This is a genomic window from Anabaena sp. CCY 0017, assembly GCF_963920885.1.
In the GTDB taxonomy this organism is placed as follows: Bacteria; Cyanobacteriota; Cyanobacteriia; order Cyanobacteriales; family Nostocaceae; genus Nodularia.
This window is the reverse complement of record NZ_CAWUDG010000008.1, coordinates 57,991-76,665: the sequence shown is the minus strand read 5'-3', so window position 1 is coordinate 76,665 and position 18,675 is coordinate 57,991. Positions and strand designations below refer to the sequence as shown.

At 42.7% G+C, this 18,675-nt stretch carries 17 protein-coding genes and 1 pseudogene; 6 read left to right on the top strand and 12 right to left on the bottom strand.

What is annotated here, in order from left to right:
- The first annotated feature begins 14 nt into the window (after window positions 1–14).
- The 3 genes from ACM0OW_RS12340 (at window position 15) to msrA (ending at window position 2,536) form a co-directional block, all read left to right on the top strand.
- A complete protein-coding gene (locus tag ACM0OW_RS12340) occupies window positions 15–554 on the top strand; it encodes a hypothetical protein (RefSeq protein ID WP_414550391.1) in 540 nt (179 codons plus the stop codon).
- Between the two features lie 77 nt (window positions 555–631).
- Window positions 632–1,771, top strand: a complete 1,140-nt coding sequence (locus tag ACM0OW_RS12335; RefSeq protein WP_414550390.1) for a radical SAM protein — start codon at window positions 632–634, stop codon at window positions 1,769–1,771.
- Between the two features lie 96 nt (window positions 1,772–1,867).
- Window positions 1,868–2,536, top strand: a complete 669-nt coding sequence (gene msrA, locus ACM0OW_RS12330; RefSeq protein ID WP_414550389.1) for a peptide-methionine (S)-S-oxide reductase MsrA — start codon at window positions 1,868–1,870, stop codon at window positions 2,534–2,536.
- A gap of 190 nt (window positions 2,537–2,726) precedes the next feature.
- Here the strand turns inward: msrA and ACM0OW_RS12325 are convergent, their stop codons facing one another.
- The 4 genes from ACM0OW_RS12325 to ACM0OW_RS12310 form a co-directional block, all read right to left on the bottom strand.
- Entirely contained in the window at window positions 2,727–3,350 is a 624-nt protein-coding gene (locus tag ACM0OW_RS12325; protein WP_414550388.1) for a 4Fe-4S single cluster domain-containing protein, read from the bottom strand.
- 98 nt (window positions 3,351–3,448) lie between these two features.
- Window positions 3,449–5,200 carry a CocE/NonD family hydrolase gene (locus tag ACM0OW_RS12320; protein ID WP_414550387.1) on the bottom strand — a complete coding sequence of 584 codons (1,752 nt, stop codon included), beginning with the start codon at window positions 5,198–5,200 and terminating at the stop codon, window positions 3,449–3,451.
- A 50-nt stretch (window positions 5,201–5,250) separates the two neighbouring features.
- Window positions 5,251–7,266 carry a CHAT domain-containing protein gene (locus ACM0OW_RS12315; protein ID WP_414550386.1) on the bottom strand — a complete coding sequence of 672 codons (2,016 nt, stop codon included), beginning with the start codon at window positions 7,264–7,266 and terminating at the stop codon, window positions 5,251–5,253.
- A 223-nt stretch (window positions 7,267–7,489) separates the two neighbouring features.
- A complete protein-coding gene (locus ACM0OW_RS12310) occupies window positions 7,490–8,083 on the bottom strand; it encodes a Uma2 family endonuclease (RefSeq protein WP_414550385.1) in 594 nt (197 codons plus the stop codon).
- Window positions 8,084–8,359: 276 nt separating this feature from the next.
- On the opposite strand from ACM0OW_RS12310, the pseudogene ACM0OW_RS12305 reads away from it, so the two are divergent.
- Window positions 8,360–8,686, top strand: a pseudogene (locus ACM0OW_RS12305) (sulfurtransferase); the annotation flags it as partial.
- Between the two features lie 67 nt (window positions 8,687–8,753).
- Here ACM0OW_RS12305 and ACM0OW_RS12300 read toward each other — a convergent pair.
- The 5 genes from ACM0OW_RS12300 to petB all read right to left on the bottom strand — a co-directional run bounded on the left by ACM0OW_RS12300 (window position 8,754) and on the right by petB (window position 12,699).
- Window positions 8,754–9,131 (bottom strand): hypothetical protein, encoded by a 378-nt coding sequence (locus ACM0OW_RS12300; RefSeq protein WP_414550384.1) that lies wholly within the window; start codon window positions 9,129–9,131, stop codon window positions 8,754–8,756.
- 122 nt (window positions 9,132–9,253) lie between these two features.
- The gene (locus tag ACM0OW_RS12295; RefSeq protein ID WP_414550383.1) at window positions 9,254–10,405 is read right to left on the bottom strand and encodes a glycosyltransferase; all 1,152 of its coding nucleotides are present in this window, start codon (window positions 10,403–10,405) and stop codon (window positions 9,254–9,256) included.
- A 92-nt stretch (window positions 10,406–10,497) separates the two neighbouring features.
- Window positions 10,498–10,941: an ATP-binding protein gene (locus ACM0OW_RS12290; protein WP_414550382.1), complete on the bottom strand. Its 444-nt coding sequence runs from the start codon at window positions 10,939–10,941 to the stop codon at window positions 10,498–10,500.
- Between the two features lie 299 nt (window positions 10,942–11,240).
- A complete protein-coding gene (gene petD / locus ACM0OW_RS12285) occupies window positions 11,241–11,723 on the bottom strand; it encodes a cytochrome b6-f complex subunit IV (RefSeq protein WP_414550381.1) in 483 nt (160 codons plus the stop codon).
- A gap of 328 nt (window positions 11,724–12,051) precedes the next feature.
- Entirely contained in the window at window positions 12,052–12,699 is a 648-nt protein-coding gene (petB, locus tag ACM0OW_RS12280; RefSeq protein ID WP_414550380.1) for a cytochrome b6, read from the bottom strand.
- A gap of 578 nt (window positions 12,700–13,277) precedes the next feature.
- Between petB and ctpA the strand changes: the two genes are divergently transcribed.
- The gene (ctpA, locus tag ACM0OW_RS12275; RefSeq protein ID WP_414550379.1) at window positions 13,278–14,531 is read left to right on the top strand and encodes a carboxyl-terminal processing protease CtpA; all 1,254 of its coding nucleotides are present in this window, start codon (window positions 13,278–13,280) and stop codon (window positions 14,529–14,531) included.
- 121 nt (window positions 14,532–14,652) lie between these two features.
- Here the strand turns inward: ctpA and ACM0OW_RS12270 are convergent, their stop codons facing one another.
- Complete coding sequence (locus tag ACM0OW_RS12270) at window positions 14,653–15,309, bottom strand: MBL fold metallo-hydrolase (protein ID WP_414550378.1); 657 nt, start codon at window positions 15,307–15,309, stop codon at window positions 14,653–14,655.
- A 290-nt stretch (window positions 15,310–15,599) separates the two neighbouring features.
- On the opposite strand from ACM0OW_RS12270, the gene ACM0OW_RS12265 reads away from it, so the two are divergent.
- Window positions 15,600–17,075, top strand: coding sequence for a site-2 protease family protein (locus tag ACM0OW_RS12265; protein ID WP_414550377.1), 1,476 nt, complete (start codon window positions 15,600–15,602; stop codon window positions 17,073–17,075).
- A 131-nt stretch (window positions 17,076–17,206) separates the two neighbouring features.
- Here ACM0OW_RS12265 and ACM0OW_RS12260 read toward each other — a convergent pair whose 3' ends face one another.
- Both ACM0OW_RS12260 and ACM0OW_RS12255 read right to left on the bottom strand, forming a co-directional pair.
- Window positions 17,207–17,773: a phycobiliprotein lyase gene (locus ACM0OW_RS12260; protein ID WP_414550376.1), complete on the bottom strand. Its 567-nt coding sequence runs from the start codon at window positions 17,771–17,773 to the stop codon at window positions 17,207–17,209.
- A 71-nt stretch (window positions 17,774–17,844) separates the two neighbouring features.
- Complete coding sequence (locus ACM0OW_RS12255; RefSeq protein WP_414550375.1) at window positions 17,845–18,525, bottom strand: HEAT repeat domain-containing protein; 681 nt, start codon at window positions 18,523–18,525, stop codon at window positions 17,845–17,847.
- Window positions 18,526–18,675: the final 150 nt, after the last annotated feature.

Genomic DNA, 18,675 nt, shown 5'->3' with positions numbered 1-18,675 from the left:
TACAAGAAAAATTCATGTCTGAATCAAAGCAAGAATCAAATACAGTGATTGCCTTGATTGCGATCGCCGGATTTTCCGCAGCAGCTCAAACTGGTTTAGTTAGCGAACTATTCAGCGTTTTAGGAGAGGGGATAATTCCCTCAGCCCAGGCTCAAATCCTCATGGATAAGCGACCTACCACTACAGAAAACTTTAGATTAGAGAAATTTGATGCCAGCCGCATTAGTGTGGAAAAGGGTATTGTATTATTCCAAACAAAGTCAGGTGAACTTCGACCAGCAGCAGACGGATTTTATCAATTGCCAGACCGTCAAACGCTGACAGTCAAAGATGGTAGAGTAACTGACCACAAATTATCTTCCAGTTGTTCCGGGACACAAGCAGATTGCAAACCTGGTAAATGGGGAGAATGGTTACGGGATGCTAGTAACGATTCTCCTAAAAACCAAATTCTTCAGAATGGTAGAGTGATAGACACCTGGAATAAGATTCAGCCAACAAATATCCGTAATTTTACTCCCACTAGACAAATTCCTGGCAGCATTTCCAAGTAAGCTTCAACAGGGAACAGGAAAATTAAATTCCTGTTCTCTCCATATTTTTCAAAGCCATAAATTAATAAATCAAAGTTATGCATATCATCATGAAACTCAGCAAGCTATGTAATCTTCGCTGCACTTATTGCTATGAATATGCAGAACTTGCCAATAAAGAACGGATGCCATTAGCAGGGGTAGAATATTTTTTTCGCCATCTAGCTGATTATGTCAAACAGCGCCAAAAGCAGACACCCATTCATCTGATCTTACATGGGGGAGAAGCCCTACTTTTGCCCGAATCATATTTACGAGAGTTCTGTGAGTTAGAGCGTAGATATTTAGGAGAGGCTGGAATTGAATACACCACCTCTGTGCAGAGTAATTTAGTGAAAGTTGCAGATCGGACACTGGATTTACTAGCAGAACTGAATATTTCGTTAGGAGTATCCCTGGATGTCTTTGGTGATCAGCGCGTAGATATTAAAGGTCGTCAATCCCAAGATACTGTACTGGAAAATCTACAAAGACTCATAGATCGGAATATTGGCTTCGGTGCGATCGCAGTACTACACGCTCAAAATATTGATTACGTAATTCCCACATATAAATTTTTTAATGAACTCGGCATTAATTACCGCATCCTGCCGATTTTTAGCCACGAAGATCCCCCAGAAAGAATACGTCCCTTGTTAATTTCCACAGCCGCCACCGTCAGCGCCCTGCAATCCGTAGCCAAAGCCCAATTTGCTGAACCAACCAATATTCGCGTCATGCCTTTATGGATTTATTTCACCGCCGCTATCCGGCATCTGCAAGGCCATAAAATTGAGGCTTATGAGCCGGCAAATGAAGAATGGGCGCTAATTATGAATACTAACGGCGATATCTACAATCACGGTGATGCCTACCTACCAGAAGGCTTGATGGGGAATGTGTTTCGTCAGCCCTTAGCAGAGATTTTTGCCACCAAATCCTATGAGGATACTCTCAAACTACGACACCAGCGTTTAGAAACCTGCCATCGTTGTGTATTTGACCGCCAGTGTAATCAAGTTCCCATTGCTGAAGCTATTCCCAGTGAGCGAACCTACGACAATATGGGAACTCTTCAATGTCAAGTCGCCCAGCCGATGATTCAGTTTATGGTAGAGCAAATCCAGGAATGTGTAGATGCTCAACTACTCCTAAAGCACTATTCCTCCGAATCAGTTCCCGCAATGATTGGACGCTAAACAATAAACTAATTCCCATAACTCCCCAACCTGTACAAGATTCTTTACAATATTAAGTAAGGTAAAGAAATTTATGAGAAATCAGAGTTAAAAATTATGGGACTATTTGGATTTGGTAAAAAGTTGGCTATCCCCACTCCTGAAGAAGCTTTACCAGGAAGAGCAAAATCGATGCCAGTACCCAATGAACACTATGTCAATAAAAACCCTTTAAAAGCACCTTTTCCCGAAGGATTGGAGCAAGCAGTATTTGGCTTAGGTTGCTTTTGGGGTGCAGAACGTAAATTTTGGCAACTTCCAGGAGTCTATACAACTGCGGTGGGTTATGCTGCTGGTAGTACCCCCAACCCCAGTTATGATGAAGTGTGTACTGGAATGACTGGTCATAACGAGGTAGTCTTAGTTGTGTTTGACCCCAAAGTGATTAGTTACTCTCAACTACTGAAAGTCTTTTGGGAAAGCCATAACCCCACCCAAGGAATGCGCCAAGGTAATGATGCTGGCACTCAATACCGTTCCGGAATTTATGTTTATTCCCCACAGCAGAAGCAGCTAGCCGAAGCATCACGGGAAGCATATCAGGAACCTCTGAGCAAAGCAGGGTATGGCAAAATTACCACAGAAATTTTAGATGCGCCTGAATTCTATTACGCAGAAGCCTATCATCAGCAATATTTAGCCAAAAACCCCAACGGGTATTGTGGCTTAGGAGGAACAAAAGTTGCTTGTCCCATCGGCTTAGTAGAATCTCAAATTAGTGGTTAATTCATAAATAACCTTTGTAGAGACGTTGTATACAACGTCTCTACATTCTTGCTTGGAGATGTTCAATAATTCGTAGTTGCAACCATTGGGGACTTGTACCCTCTTAATAATTACGTTAGCGTAGCTCTCCCGTTCGCGTAGCGTTCCGCAGGAAAGGGAGCATTACGAATTACGAACTACGAACTACGAACTACGAATTACTCAATCCGCCTTGATAACCAGTCACAATCCTGCTACCATTTTTAAGGATATGGACTTCTATCTGGTCACTCGCCCAAGTCATCTGGTCTGCTAAATCTGGGTTAAAAACATTAACCCCTTGATTGCTAGAAGAAACCAAAGACGTGGGAGAATTAATTGCGAGAGAGTCCACAAAAGGACCATCAATCAAAATATCTAATTCTGCTAATAGTGCAGCCGAATCTGGTGGTGCTGATTCAGACTGTAACTGCTTAAGGGTAAACCCAGAAAAAGACATTGTATTTAATCCCGCAGCTTTCAACTTACGAGCCAAAGAAGCTAATGCAGTAGCTTGCCAAAAAGGTTCTCCACCAGAGAAAGTCACACCTGTATTATTAGGTTTACTGAGGATATTTTCAGCCAGAGTATCAACAGAAATTAATTGGTTAATCCCAAAAGACCAAGACTCAGGATTAAAACAGCCAGAACATTCACGCGGACAACCTTGAACCCAGACAACAGCACGAGTTCCAGGGCCATTAACTTCCGACTCATCCACATAACCCATGATATTCAGATAGCCAGCCGGAATTTCAGTGAGTGCTGCTGATGGTTCCGTTAATTTAGTTTCCATCTGTTTCCTCTGCTTCAATAGTAAAATCATCCAGATATTTCGCTCAATATCCGGTAAATTAATTTTTGCTGTAAACTGCTAAACTCGCTGCCATTAATTTAACTCTTCTTCTTCTTCTTCTTCTTCTTTGCGTCTTTGCGCCTTTGCGTGAAACTAACTCTTAACGGCAGCAAAACTTGAGAAGGAAAATCATCTCCACAATTTACTGTAATTGTGATTACCTGAGCATTCATCAACTCCCCACTACTTCTTACTGTACCACTTCCAGAATTCATCGCATAAGCAGGAAAACAAGCAGCACTCAAACTTAAACGCAGGGCATTACCTTGAGCAATTCGCGCACAAATAGGTTGCAGTTGAATTTTGGTCGGCGCGTCTTTTGAACCTGGAGGACAATGGACATAACCTTGAGTTAAGTTATACACACAGCCATCAGGATGCACTTCTGACAGCACCGCACACAAATCATAACTGGGTTGATCGGCACTACAGAAGATTTCCACGGCGACATTCCCTAGTAAATGGCAATTTTCTGTTAAGGGTTCGCTCGTATAAGTTAAAACATCAGCACGACAGTCAAGATGCGATAGCGAAGCGCTGCTGCAAGCAGATCGCTCAAAAACACCCGCCGGCATTGCTGCATGACCACCCAAAGCGGGAACAGGTCGCCAAGGGTCATGTACTAAGACATCAAAGGCATTGGGAATTTGGGCTTGGGAATTTGGACTGAGGGTTCCGGAGTCTTCTCGAATATTAGCCAGTCCAGTGGTTGACAAAAAATAAGATTTCTGGTTTACTATAGGGATAGTTGGATAACTATGCCAAATATTGCTTCCTATCTCAAATAGACAAACAGGATCTTCTTCGAGTAATCCTGTATTAATACCTTTGAGAAACTGGTCAAACCACCGAACTTGCATCTGGTCTACAGGACTGACAGCATTAACACCAAAATCAACTTCACCGACTTGGCGACCCCAAGGCAAATGCGCCCAAGGACCGATGATTAAATGTTGGGGTTGAGTGCTGCGATCGCCGTTCGCGGAGCGTTCCGTAGGAAAGGCGGGGCTTTGCCCATCGCTCATATCTTGATATAAATGCCAAGTTCCTCGCAGGTAAGTATCAAACCATCCCCCGATATGGAATATGGGCAAATCAACATTTTGTAAGTGGGTTTTAGGCGAAAGTTTTTCCCAGTATGTATCGGGATGAGAATATGTCAGCCACTGATGATAAAATGATTCTGGGGCGAGTTCCTGGAGAATTTCGGGATTAGTTACAGGTAAATTACGAGACGCAGCAAATAATGCTTCGTAGGCTGTTTGATCTTTTCGTAAACGGGCGGTTTCTGTAGCTAATTGAATTGCCCAAGCGAGGTTAGTTTGTAAACAAAATGCACCACCTTCATAAGCCCAATCTGTATATAAATCATAGCCAATCATGGCTGGGCAAATTGTTTTTAATGCTGGTGGTTTTGCAGCTGCGGCATATAGTTGAGTCATTCCTTGATAGGAAAAGCCATACATTCCCACTTTGCCGTTACTACCAGGGAGTTTAGCAGCCCAGTTTACGGTGTCTTCTCCATCGGCGATTTCGTGGGTAAAAAGTTGAAATTCGCCTGCAGAAGTGCCTCTTCCTCGGACATCTTGAATAACTACAATATAGCCATGTGCAGCATACCACTTGGGATGGGCATAGACAACGGTAGATGCGATCGCTCTTCCATAGGGTTGGCGCATCAATAAAACGGGAAATTCTCCCTCAGCATCGGGGCGATAGATATCTGCATCTAGGCGGATACCATCACGGGTGTACATGGAAGCTGTTTGTTTGGGTAGGATTTTGTGCATGAGTTGAGGGGGCGATCGCTATAATAGGATTAGCATTTAGGCAAAAGTTGTTAAAAAGCACAGAAACCCGCCCAATTTACCGATTCGTTGAGGGGTTTGTCGTCTGGTTTATACCATTTGAGATACTGCTGAATAGTTTGCTGATTTTGTTCATTGATTTTTGAGTGATTTTTCATCCAGTGGATAAACTGAGATTTGGTAGCATTGCGTAACCAGGACTGCGCTTCACGAAGTGCTTGGGCAACGGGTAGAGAGTGCAAATTGTCGTAAAATCGAATCATTAATAAAGCAGTAGCAAAGTCATTCACAGACCACAAACTACTAACTACGCTAGAACTGCCGGCTTTGAGAAAAGCAGTTGGTAAACCAATATACTCATCAGTGTTACTTACGTAATTAGCAAGTATTGTTTCACAGGCGGAAAGAGTTACGAGGCGGCATTCTGGTAAATTGAGTTTAAAAATGTCACCTAAAGTTAAACATTTTTCTAAGTTAATATTTTTACTATCAAAGTAGCAGCGACCAGAAAAATGCACGACTTGCACATCCGGGGAACTGGCGACGACTGTTAATAAAGCTGATTTGGTGGTTTGTGCTTTTTCTAAAATAATAGTGGGATTGAAGTAACCCTGAATCGCTTCAACTTCCAGATTCGTATAACGCCGATTTTCGTGGAAATATTGGATAGCTAATAAGCTTTGTTGAGGCTGATATTCTCGTTGTTTGGCAAACTTTAATAGTTGACAACTGGGTGTATATCTCACTCCTCCAGCAAATTTGTCTAACAGATAATTATCTCTATTTCCCGTTAGAGGTAAAGCATGAAGCGGTAATAAATGCAGGTAACAATGGGGGACAAAAATTAAAGATTTGCAGGTATTTGGGATTAAATTGAGAACATCATTAATATGTAAAATTTGTGCTAATTTTTGCAGTTGTTCAGTTAGCTGATTTATCCACAAAGATTGATTTTTAGAGTAAGTTTCTAGATATCTGTGATACCAATTATCTAAAGCTTGTAAATCTTCAGCAGTAGATTTCCAGATGCGGGGTGTTTGGTCTTGTTTAGTGATGATAAAAGCCCGAAAGCAATCATCAAAGATGAACCACTGCACAATCGCAGTCTGGTTATCTAATAATCCTTGAATTTCAGTAAAGCTGATTAAGGAGTGTAGTTTTGGTAAACTTTGATTTGCCAGCAGTTCGGCTAATTTCTGCGTTTTGCTACGTTCGATATATTCAACTGCTTGGTTGTAGTATTTTAATTCCAGACAAACTTCCACCATACAGTGATAGAGTTCATGCCATTCTTTTGCCAGTTTTTGTTTAATTTGACTGCTAGAAATAATTCCACTAGGCAAAGATTCTAGAACGTTAATGGCAGATTTTAAAATGTTGTAAGCATCTGCAAAACGTTCAGCGACTTTGTAAGCCAAACCCAAACTGAAAGCAGTTCCGGCATGGTCTTGAGGAAAAGCTTCGGGGGTGTATTCTTGCAGTGCTTGTTGGTAGTAAAAGATGGCATCTTCTAAATTTGCTGCTTTCTTGCCTTGGATGCGCTGACTGTAAGCATTACCCAGGTTGTTTTGAGTTCTAGCCCATTCATTGGGAAAGCGATCACGTGCGTATTCTTGCAGTGCTTGTTGGTAGCAAAAAATAGCCAGTTCTAAATTTTCAGACTTCGTTCCTTGAATGCGGTTACTGTAAGCAGCGCCCAGGTTGTTTTGCGTTGTCGCCCATTCATAGGGAAAGCGATCCTGGGTAAAAACAGTGAGTACAATTTCATAACCTGCGATCGCAATTTCTAAATTATCTGCCCGGTTTCCCCTGGGAAAGTCCTGCATATAGTTGCTGAAATTGCCGATAACCACTACAGTATTTTTGCGCGTTTTTTCTATTTCCAATGCTGCTAGAGTTACATCTGCCCAACTCCGTAAAACTTGGGCAAAGTTCATAAGCTTCTCTTGGTTTGCCTCCAGCAGTGGGTCTATAACCTTGGCATCGCCCTTACTATCTGCTGTTGCTTGGAGTACCTGTAATAAAAAGTCAAGCTGGGATTCAGACATAAACGCTTTCTTCGCGATCGGCAATCATATTGTATCTTATTTAACTCAAAGCAATTTTCCCTGCTTCTAGCTTTATAGTTCGTAGTCAGGGCTTTAGCCCTTTTTTATTCAATTTCTAACTCATAAAACAAAACACCAATACCAATATTAACTGAGGTGTTGCCATAGCTGGGTACACTTGATTTGGAGTTGTACAATAAACAGGTATTTTCTGTAACCTACTCTATGGATTTAAAATAATCGCCAAATCTAAAACAAAACCAGGTAGAACTGCTTCACCAGAAAGTTGAGGAGGTTGATCAAAAGAGAAATTTAAAACTTCTACATCTTGTCCTGGGCGATAAATTTCTACCGCAGGTGTTTGCGGATCAATTAACCAACCTAACCGCGCACCATTTTCTTGATACTCCTGCATTTTAGGGCGTAATTTAGTTAAACTATCACTTTCTGAACGCAGTTCAATGACAAAATCAGGACAAAGCGGTGGAAAACGTCTTTTTTCATCTTTGGTTAAAGCTTCCCAACGTTCTAACTTCACCCAAGCCGCATCAGGACAGCGATATGCACCATTAGGTAATTTAAACTCAGTGGAAGAGTCAAAAACTTTGCCTAACTTGGTTTTACGGTTCCATAAACCGAGTTCTATATTAATATCTGAGTTTCTAATTCCGCTTTCTCCACCTGTTGGTGGCATAATAATTAATTCTCCAGTCTGGGTAAGTTCTAATTGCCAAGGTTCGTTAGCAATGCAGAGTTGATAAAACTGCTCATCGGTTAAACCTACGCTTGGAGGTATGTTTAAGGTGAGGGTTTCCATGATCATTTTCACGACAGGGTTAATTCTATTATCGTGGGTAAAATTCTGCTTAAGTTAAATAATTTTGAGTGAATGCGATCGCATCAACCACAAATGAACACCCATGAATACCAATTAAATGCAATTCATCTGTGTTTAGATATTCACCTCACCAGAGTATGTAATTAGTCTTTTGTTGTCTTTAATACGGTTGAGGAGATCAAGCCAGGAAACGGGAAATACTTCTTTGAACATTAACCTACCAGTCCAGTCTGTTTCTGTTCCTGAACCAGCTAAGGACTAAATTCTTCTCCCTACAGCCCTGATTTTTGTCCTCGCAAAGGCAGAATCCCGAATGCAGTCTGGCTAGAATGGCATCGTTTAATGAATTGCGACTCGGAAATCCCGATGTTTCGCTCACCAACAGAAATTTTAGAAATTTGTCAATCTGTGGGTATTACTTCCCAGTCGATTGTCTATATTTACTGCTTTAAAGGTTCCAGGGCTGCTAATACAATGATGGCTTTACAACAAGCTGGTATTTATAGCAGAAATTATTTTGGTTCTTGGAATGAATGGTCTCGCGATTTTTCTCTACCAATTGATGACCGAATCATCTCATAATATAAATCTTGTGGGTGAGGGCAAAGATGCCCGCCCTGATTTCAGTAATTATACATATACCGTCGGATCACTTTTGTTCTTCCAGTGATTTGGCTGGTATTTCAATTGCTTTAATGTCAATTGTACCTTCTGGTGTGAAGCGTTGAAAATGACCTTGTTTGACTGATAATTGCTCTCCACAATTAGGACACTGCAACTGGGTGTTATTCAAGCCTGTAAATTCATAATTGCAGACAGGACACTGATCATTAACTAAATTGCGTTGTAGCCACCAGCGAAACCCTAAGAAGGCGACAACGGGTGTCAAGAACAGCAAACCAAAGATAATTAACAACGAATTCACCAACCACCCTAAGCCTAATGATGCTAGCAACCAGAAAACTGCTAACACAGTGAGCCAAGGGCGAAGATTTTCAAGACTCAATTGCAAAGATTTTAGGCTCATTTTTTAAATAATTGTCTTGCTCTTCCTCTAGGATAGCGAGTTTAATGGAGAGTCAAAAGCCCAGAGTCAACTCCCAAAAGTCAAGAAATATTAATTGAGTCTTGGGACTATGGGCTGACTACTTAGGATAAAAGTAGTTCTTGGAGACGCTGTTGAAAGGCTTTCATACCAAAAAGTGCGATCGCCTGTTCTCTTAACCATTCCCCATCACAACGCTGATCGTTACCTTGCAAAATTTCAATACAAGCTGTTGCTACCGCCTCTGGGTCGCGGTGGGGTACTCGCCATCCCAGTTTACCATCCTGCAAGGGGTCAGCCGAGCCATCATCATCTCCAGATAGCACGGGGATACCGCAAGTCATCGCCTCTAGATAAACAATGCCAAAGCCTTCCTGAGAGGGCATAATATAGGCATCAGCAAGGCGATAGTGGGCGATTAACTGTTCTGTCGGCACAAAACCCGCAAACACTACGCGATCGCTCACCCCTAAATCTTCTGCTAGCTGGGCTAATCGTGGTTGGTCATCGCCCCGACCAATTACTAAATATTTGACTTCTGGGAATACTTGTGCTATTAGGGGCAGGGCGCGAATTGTGACATCTACACCTTTGTAAATATCTCCTGACCACAATCGCGCCACGGTCATTAATACTTTAGTACCATCCAAGCCATACTGTGCAATTAATTCTGGCTGTTTAGAACCAGGAGTAAATTGATTGCCATCAATGGCACAAGGTAGCATCTTGATTTTATCAGGATTTAGACCATTGGCAGCACAAGCGCGATCGCGACTGTAGCGGCTAATTGTCCAAATGGCATTTGCTGAGGCTAAAGCTTTTCTTTCACTGTTTTTCAGTGGTTCCCAAACTTCCTTACCATAAGTCAGGACTGTATAAGGAATACCCAAAGGCTGGCATAGGGTTTTAATTAGTACAGCTAAATTAATATGACCACAATAAACGTGCTGGGGGCGTTTTTGCACCAGAAACTTGAGCAAAGCCCCTGCCATTTTCAGCCTTCCTATTTGAGGCGACTTATTTTGAAAGTAATGAAATTGTAAACTATCGGACTCTATGGGATTTGAGTTGTCAGCACTATCACGCAACAAAAGAACTTCTGCTTTACAGCCAGGATTCAATCCCGCATAAGCACGAAAAATATCCTTGACATAAGATTGAATACCGCCTTCACGGGCAAAAATCTCTAAAAATACAAAGATATGCTGAGGTTGATGATCTGAATGTAACTTTTCTTTAACTGTATTAATCCGCATTTAAATTTCACTAAATTACGGTAAAAATAACCAAAAATTAAGTAATTTTAGGAACAAACTATTTTATATGTCACGATTTCTGATCAAACCTGCTATTTTGAATCTTCTCTAGCATATTTTAATATCAGTAAACAATTTTTACCATCTTCGCTGCGTTCATAAACAACGTGGTCAGCCAGTCGTCGCAGAAGAAACCAGCCGTATCCCCCTACTTGGAGTGTACCTGGCTGTGGTTCTGCGATCGCATCGGGATTGAAAGGTTTTCCTTGATCCCAAATTCTCACCTCCAGTCTGTCAATCCACAGACTCAGTTCAATTTCTATGGTCGTTTCTGGTGGTAAAGCACCATGAGCGTGGCGAACTGCGTTGGTAAAACCTTCAGCTAATGCTAAATTGAGGCGATAAAGTTGGCTTTCTGACCAGCCAAATTGAGACAAATATTTTAAACAGAATTGCTCAAACCATTGTTGTACGTTGTTCAGGAGCTTTAGTTCGCTCTTCACCGCCAGATGGTCTTGCTGCACTATGGTAAGCATTGACCGTGACTTGAATAAAAGTTTAGTAAAAAATGACTGTACTTGTAGCTTTCTAGTGAATTTCGAGTGGAAAATGTATTTTATATCCCACACCAACAATCCTAAATTCGACTTGGATTAATAAAATTGACACCTGTAAGTTTCAAAATTACATCTGCCAAAAGTATGAGTAACTTTTAAAGAATACTTCATTGGTGATTGCTTCAGCCGTTTTTAGTAAATCAGCTTTCTGCAATCAACTGCTAAATTTGGGAGATGATCTGGAAAATACAGGTGTCAAAGGCTATTTGCTACCTAGTTTAGAACAATCCCAATGTCAAGGATTTATCCAATGGTAAAGCAGCACCAATACCTAGCCAAAGGGTAACAAGTGTACCAACGAGGAATACTGTAGTCGCAACTGGACGACGGAAGGGGTTTTGGAACTTGTTCACGTTCTCAATAAAAGGAACGAGGATTAGTCCCAGAGGCACAGCCGCCATTGCTAACACTCCTAAAAGTTTGTTAGGAAGCGATCGCAAAATCTGGAATACAGGGTACAAATACCACTCTGGTAAAATTTCCAAAGGTGTAGCAAAAGGATTTGCTGGTTCACCTGTCATTGCTGGGTCTAGCACAGCTAGAGCCACAATACAAGCAAATGAACCCATGATCACAATGGGAAATACATACAGTAGGTCATTAGGCCAAGCGGGTTCACCATAGTAGTTGTGACCCATACCCTTGGCGAGTTTAGCTCTTAACTGAGGATCACTCAGATCGGGTTTTTTTTGCGTTGACATATTTTAATTCGCTCTCCTGCTCAAATTCAGTTAAAGCATTTGTGTCAGCCATCAGCTATAAGACCAACCCATTACTGTAAGGCGTAAATAGCCCAACTGTCTCAAATCATTTTTGACTTTTGACCCCTCGACTTTGCTCAGGGTAGACTTCTGGCTTTTGACTTCCGCCTTGCGGTTGGGGTTTACAGCTTTCAGCTTCAAATACAAGTGTTTGTTCTTATTGTCGCTTATAAGATATTAATTGCTGATTTCTCATAAGTTTAAAACAAACATCTGCATCTGGAAACTGAAAGCTGTGGCCTTTTTGCATTTTGGCTTAATTATGAGATTACAAAGGACCGGAAATACCTTGTTTGCGGATCATTAAGAAGTGGAACAGCATGAACACAGCAATTAACCAAGGTAGTACAAAGGTGTGAGCGCTGTAGTAGCGAGTCAGCGTTGCTTGACCAACACTAGAACCACCCCGTAACATATCAGAGATAAAAACGCCAACTACGGGAATTGCTTCTGGTACGCCACTAACGATTTTTACCGCCCAGTAACCAACTTGGTCCCAAGGTAGAGAATAGCCTGTAACACCAAAAGAAACGGTGATTACAGCTAGGATGACACCACTTACCCAAGTCAACTCACGGGGCTTTTTGAAACCGCCTGTGAGGTACACCCGGAAGGTGTGCAGAATCATCATTAATACCATCATGCTGGCAGACCAGCGATGAATGGAGCGAATCAGCCAGCCGAAGCTAACATCATTCATGATGTACTCTACCGAAGAGTAAGCTTCAGCCACTGTCGGCCGATAGTAGAAAGTCATCGCAAATCCAGTAGCGAACTGGATTAGAAAGCAAACCAGGGTAATTCCGCCCAAGCAATAAAAAATATTTACATGGGGTGGGACATACTTGCTAGTTACGTCTTCAGCGAGCGCTTCAATTTCTAAGCGCTCCTCAAACCAGTCGTAAACGTTGGCCATACAATCTCAAATTCCTAAAAATCGGTTGCGGTTGATCAATCTCCCAATTAACAAGTTTGGGATTTTCACAAAGGGGAGTTTTTTCGTTTGCTTTTCAGCCTTCAGAATGATAAGACTTTTCAGAAACTTAACACTCTGTAAATATGGAATATATTGCGTTCTCTTGGCAAGCTAACACCCAAAATGCTTGTTACCAAGCGGATCTTATCGTTTGTTGAGTGGAATCCACTGCATCAGTTTTTGGAACAACTTGATGAGAGGAATGCACCACTTCTATAAAAAAAGTAACATAGTTGAGATATAGATTTCATCAACGACGAGGTAAACGGTACAGCAAGGCGTTCGTTAAAAGTCAAAAGTTCACCCTGAGCGAACAACTTCGCGCAGCCTCCCCTAGGGAAGTGTCAAAAGTCAAAAACCTTATATAACAGGCTTTTGAAGGGTTTGAAGTGGTGAAACATCGCTACTTGAGGGTTTGCCCGATCCAGGCGACTGGTGAACCCAAAGCATCGTTTTATTTACGCCTGGCTGTATTACGGCAGTTTGTTTGGCAATTTGGGATCAGGTGAAATTTGGAAATGGGGTTCATGCAAAAACAGGTTTTTAGGCTAGGATTTTCACTGCTATTGGCGTTTGTGTTGGCGCTGGGCGCTCTCATCCAACCAGCAGCAGCTTTAACAGATGAGCAAAAACTAGTTTCAGAGGTTTGGCGAATTGTCAATCGGACTTATTTAGATGACACATTTAATCATCAAAATTGGTCGCAGGCGAGGCAAAAGGCGCTGGAGAAGCCGTTAAAAGATCATGAAGCTGCTTATGCCGCCATTCAGAAAATGCTCAAGACTCTGGGTGATCCTTTTACCCGCTTTTTAGACCCAGAACAGTATCGCAGTTTGCAGGTGAATACGTCTGGTGAACTGACTGGGGTGGGGTTACAAATTGCGCTCAATCCAGAGACGGGAAAACTGGAAGTAGTCACTCCCATTCTGGATTCACCAGCAGATGCAGCCGGGATTAAACCTCGCGATCGCATTATCAAAATTGAAGGACTGCTCACAGAAAATTTGACTCTTGACGAAGCAGCCACCAGAATGCGGGGGCCTGTGGGTAGTTCTGTCACACTTGTGATTGAACGAGATGGCATCGGAGAAAAAGAAGTCAGAATAGTGCGCGATCGCATTGAGCTTAACCCTGTGGTAGCAGACCTGCGTTCTTCTCCTCAAGGCACGCCCATTGGCTACCTGCGCCTAACTCAATTCAACGCTAACGCCTCAATGGAATTAGCACACGCTATTTCTAGTTTAGAGAAAAAAGGCGCATCTGCATATATTTTAGATTTGCGAAATAATCCAGGGGGGCTATTACAATCAGGAATTGAAATTGCTCGTCTGTGGTTGAATTCCGGTACTATAGTCTACACGGTAAATCGCCAAGGTATTCAGGGCAGTTTTGAATCATTTGGCCCAGCTTTAACAGACGATCCTCTGGTAATTTTAGTCAATGAAGGAACCGCCAGCGCCAGTGAAATTCTCGCTGGAGCGCTACAAGATAACGGTCGTGCGAAGTTGGTTGGAGAAACCACCTTTGGGAAAGGCTTAATACAGTCCTTGTTTGAATTATCCGATGGTTCTGGTTTGGCAGTCACCATTGCTAAGTACGAAACACCTCAGCATCGGGATATTAACAAATTAGGCATTAAACCAGACACAGTAATTTCCCAAGAATCAATTACCCGCGCCCAAATTGCCACCCCAGAGGATCTGCAATATCAAGCAGCTCTGGATTTATTGAAAACAAATTCCGTATTAGCCGGAGTCGGAACTGGGGAGTAAGAGGCAGAGGGGCAGGGTGCAGGGGGAAAGAAACCTCTCAGCATTCGGTGTCCGGGCGGGTTTACTAAGGATTTCGACGAACCACAGACTGATTTTAAACCCGCCCCTACTCACTCAGCACTCAGCACTCAGCACTCAGAAGACGTTGGTAAGCATTATCTATGACACGTTTACCTCTGAGGAAACCTGTGTTAGCACCGGGACAAATGTACTGGAGTGTTTCTGGTGTGAAACGTTCTAGTATTAATTTAAGACTTTTCATTTGTCTAGGCCAGTGAAAGGTTTTGGCAGTGCGAAATGGTGCTGGTTCGCCTTCAGGGTTGGGTACTAAATGGCGACCAGAAAATAGCACACCTCCCAAATCACTGTAATAAAGGCAGGATGAACCGGGGGAATGACCAGGTGTCCAAATTACCTCAGAGGTGGAATTGAGTGTGAACTCCTGGGTAAAATTGGTGACAGTTAATCCAGGTAATAAATAAGCTTCTTGCTCTTGAATCAGCACTTCACAGCCAAAGGTTTGCTGAATTGCAACTGTTTTACCAATAGCATCTCTATGAGTGAGAAATAACCACCGCACTCCACCATGCGATCGCAAAAAATCTTGATTTGTGGAATCGTCCGCAGGAGAATCGATCAGGATATTGCCTTCGTTTCCTACAATAAGATAAGAGGTTCCCCCTAATGTGTCCCGATTTGGTGGAAAAGCAAAGACGCTATCTAGCACCGGACGTGGTTGCTTGGCTGTCTGACTTGGCTGTTGAGGTAAGGGGCGCATGAGCAAAAACCGAAACTGAGGAGTGGTAAAAGTTGAATAACAGAGTTTAATTTCTGAAGAATTAAAGCTGAAGAATTAATAACTTCTGTTAAGTTGTTCAAGACAAATGGGGGTTTAGAGTCTGTCTAGTAGTCAAGGCTGTGGTGCCGACACACTAGTACAGCACGGCGTAAATAGCAGCTCGTTGTATAAGCTTTTTAACTTTTGTCTCCGTAGTGTGCCGGAGGCTCCCTTTTGACTTCCGCCCTGCGGTGCTACTTAGACATTTTTTCCAAACTACTGAAGATGACATGACATTTTGGTTTCTCCTCCTACTGGGACTAGCTACTTATCTAATAGTGCAACGCAGCGTTGCTCAAATGACCAGCACGCCAGTTTGGTTGTTGTGGCTGGTGTTAATGACTCCAGCTTTGATATTGAGTGGATGGACACTGGTGTACGGGACACAACAACCTCCACCATCCGCACTGGTGATTTGGCCATCAATTATCTGCGTATTGTTATACTGGCTGTTGTTTCAATGGGGTCGGAGAACGCCAAGAGATACACAAACTGAACTCCAGGCTATTGAACCACAATCGGCTATTCATCCTACCGCAGAACCAGTACCAGTGCGTCCCATTGAACCAACTGAAGAAACCCAACTGAGAAATTGTTTTCCTTGGTCTGTGTACTACATCCACAACATTGAGTACAGACCCCAGGCTGTGATTTGTCGGGGTCAGATCAGAACAACACCGACTCAGGCTTATCAGCAGATTAAGGCCAATATTGAAGCGCAATTTGGCGATCGCTTTCTCCTAATTTTTCAAGAAGGTTCCAATGGCAAACCTTTCTTTGTACTTGTGCCGAATACTCAAGCCGCTAAAAATACTAGCAGCAAGCCCGAACAGGTAACACGTCCGAGATTAGCTTTATTTTTGGTATTAGCTACTTTGGCTACTACTACTTTCGTGGGCGCGAACTTGGACGGGGCTGACCCCAAACAACTGGCATCGGACCCAAGTATTTTGTTACAAGGATTGCCCTACGCTTTAGGGCTAATGACTATTTTAGGTATCCACGAACTTGGTCATTATTTGACAGCGCGATACTACAAAATTCGGGCGACGCTGCCTTATTTTATTCCTTTGCCTTTCTTTTTAGGCACTTTTGGCGCATTTATTCAAATGCGTAGTCCCATTCCTAACCGCAAAGCTTTATTTGACGTGAGTATTGCTGGTCCACTGGCGGGTTTTGTGGTTACTTTACCTTTACTCATCTGGGGTTTGATTAATTCGGAATTGGTGCCGATGACTGACCAAACGGGACTTTTAAACCCGGAAGCACTTAATCCCAAGTCTTCCATTTTATTAGCATTGCTCTCTAAGCTGGCATTAGGGAGCCAGTTAACGTCAACATCAGCAATTAACCTTCATCCGATAGCGATCGCTGGTTTTCTGGGGCTAATCGTCACAGCGTTGAATTTGATGCCTGTGGGACAACTTGATGGAGGTCATATTGTCCATGCGATGTTCGGGCAGAAAACCGCAATAGTCATTGGTCAAATTTCCCGCTTATTACTACTACTGCTTTCTTTAGTACAATCAGGATTTTTAATCTGGGCGATTATCTTATTATTCATCCCCTTGATTGATGAACCTGCTTTGAATGATGTCACAGAACTAGATAATAAACGTGACATTTTAGGATTGATGGCAATGGCATTGTTAATCATCATTGTCCTACCACTACCGCAGGCGATCGCTAACTTGCTGCAAATATAGGAAAGTGCTGAGTGGGGAGAGTGCTGAGTGTTGAGTAAGAACCCAGTAGGGGCGGGTTTACATCATTTTAATCAACCCGCCCCTACATCAACCCTGTTAACTGTTAACTGTTAACGGTTAACTGACTTCAACTAACTGGAGGTGGAATCAACTGTTTCTGACGCTTTGGCAGCTGTCGAAGTGCCACCCATCCGGATTTCCGAAGTAAAGGAAGCCATACTAAAGCCACCAAAACGCTTGAGAACACTAACCCGCATCCGTAAATTAGGACTAGCAAACCACAAGCGTTCTTCAGAAGACATAGTTTCGTATTCTGTAATCAGAGTCAAAGCGCCATCGCTACCCATCTGATAGCTACCAGCAACGGGGGCTTTTTCGGCATAGCCCATTTCTCGCAGTAACTTACCTTCATGAGGATTGTTCGCATCGGGTATGGTAGCTAACACAGTAGAGCCAGTGTGTTTTTCTTCATCCCATTCCATCGTGCCGTTCCAAGTGACTCTAGCCCCACAGGAGGCTGCACTGGGAGCAATTTCGTATTGTTCACACAGTTTTATTACCTCTGGATGATCTGCGGGTAGACTCTCAATAACCAGGTCTGATTTGCCGTCTTCAGATTGTTTAAAAGCTAAATGGTGACTAGTCCGATGGGAAAACCATTTACCAGCACTCAACTCAAAAAATTCTTCAATATTCATGAATAAAATTACCCTGAAACAAAATGCTAAACTTCCTACTTCTGATCAAAAATTCGCAGCAGGGCTTGAGATTAAGCTTGATTAGCTTTCTCTTCCAGCCGCACCAGAGAAATCCTCGCCGCTTCGGCAACGTTGGGATGCTGGTCTTTTTCTAAGTATTTTAGAGCTGAAACACTCTTAGTAGTAGGAAGATTTCCCAAGGCTTCTGCCAGACGTTGGCGCACTAACCAATCTTCTGATTGAGCAAAGCGCAAGATACTATCCACAGACTCGATATCTTGTATTTCCCCTAGTGCGGAAATCGCCGCTTCTTGCAAGACTGTTTCGCTGCTATCCAAGGCCTGAATTAAAACATCATGGGCGCGTGGATCTTTAATATTACCCAAGGAAACGGCTGCACTAAAGCGTACTAGCCAATCAGTATCTTCATAAAATGTCCGTGCCAAGACTTCAAAGGCTCTGACATCGCCCAGATAGCCTAAAGCTCCAGCAGCATCGGCACGAATGCCGTAATCCGGGTCATTTTCCAGAATTTTTACTAGAAGTGGATAAGATTCGGCTGTGGGCTTAACTCCCAGGGCAAATATAGCCATTGATCTTAGTTGCAGCGATTCATCATTTAATACCTTTTTAATTAAAGGTACTGCATCTTCAGGGGATAAATTACGCAAACTGGCCAGAGCTACCATGCGATCGCGCAGATTCGGACTTTCTAACTGAACAGATATTTCCTCTAAGGGTAGAGCAGCCATTTAATTTTAAGCGCTTTCTTTACTTTTCTTTACTTTAACGTATTCCCTTGTGAGGCAGGGGGCAGGGGAGCAGGGGGCAGGGGGAAAGAAACCTACTCATAACTTTCTTCACTCATAACTTTCCCCACTCAGCACTCAATAAGCCCCACG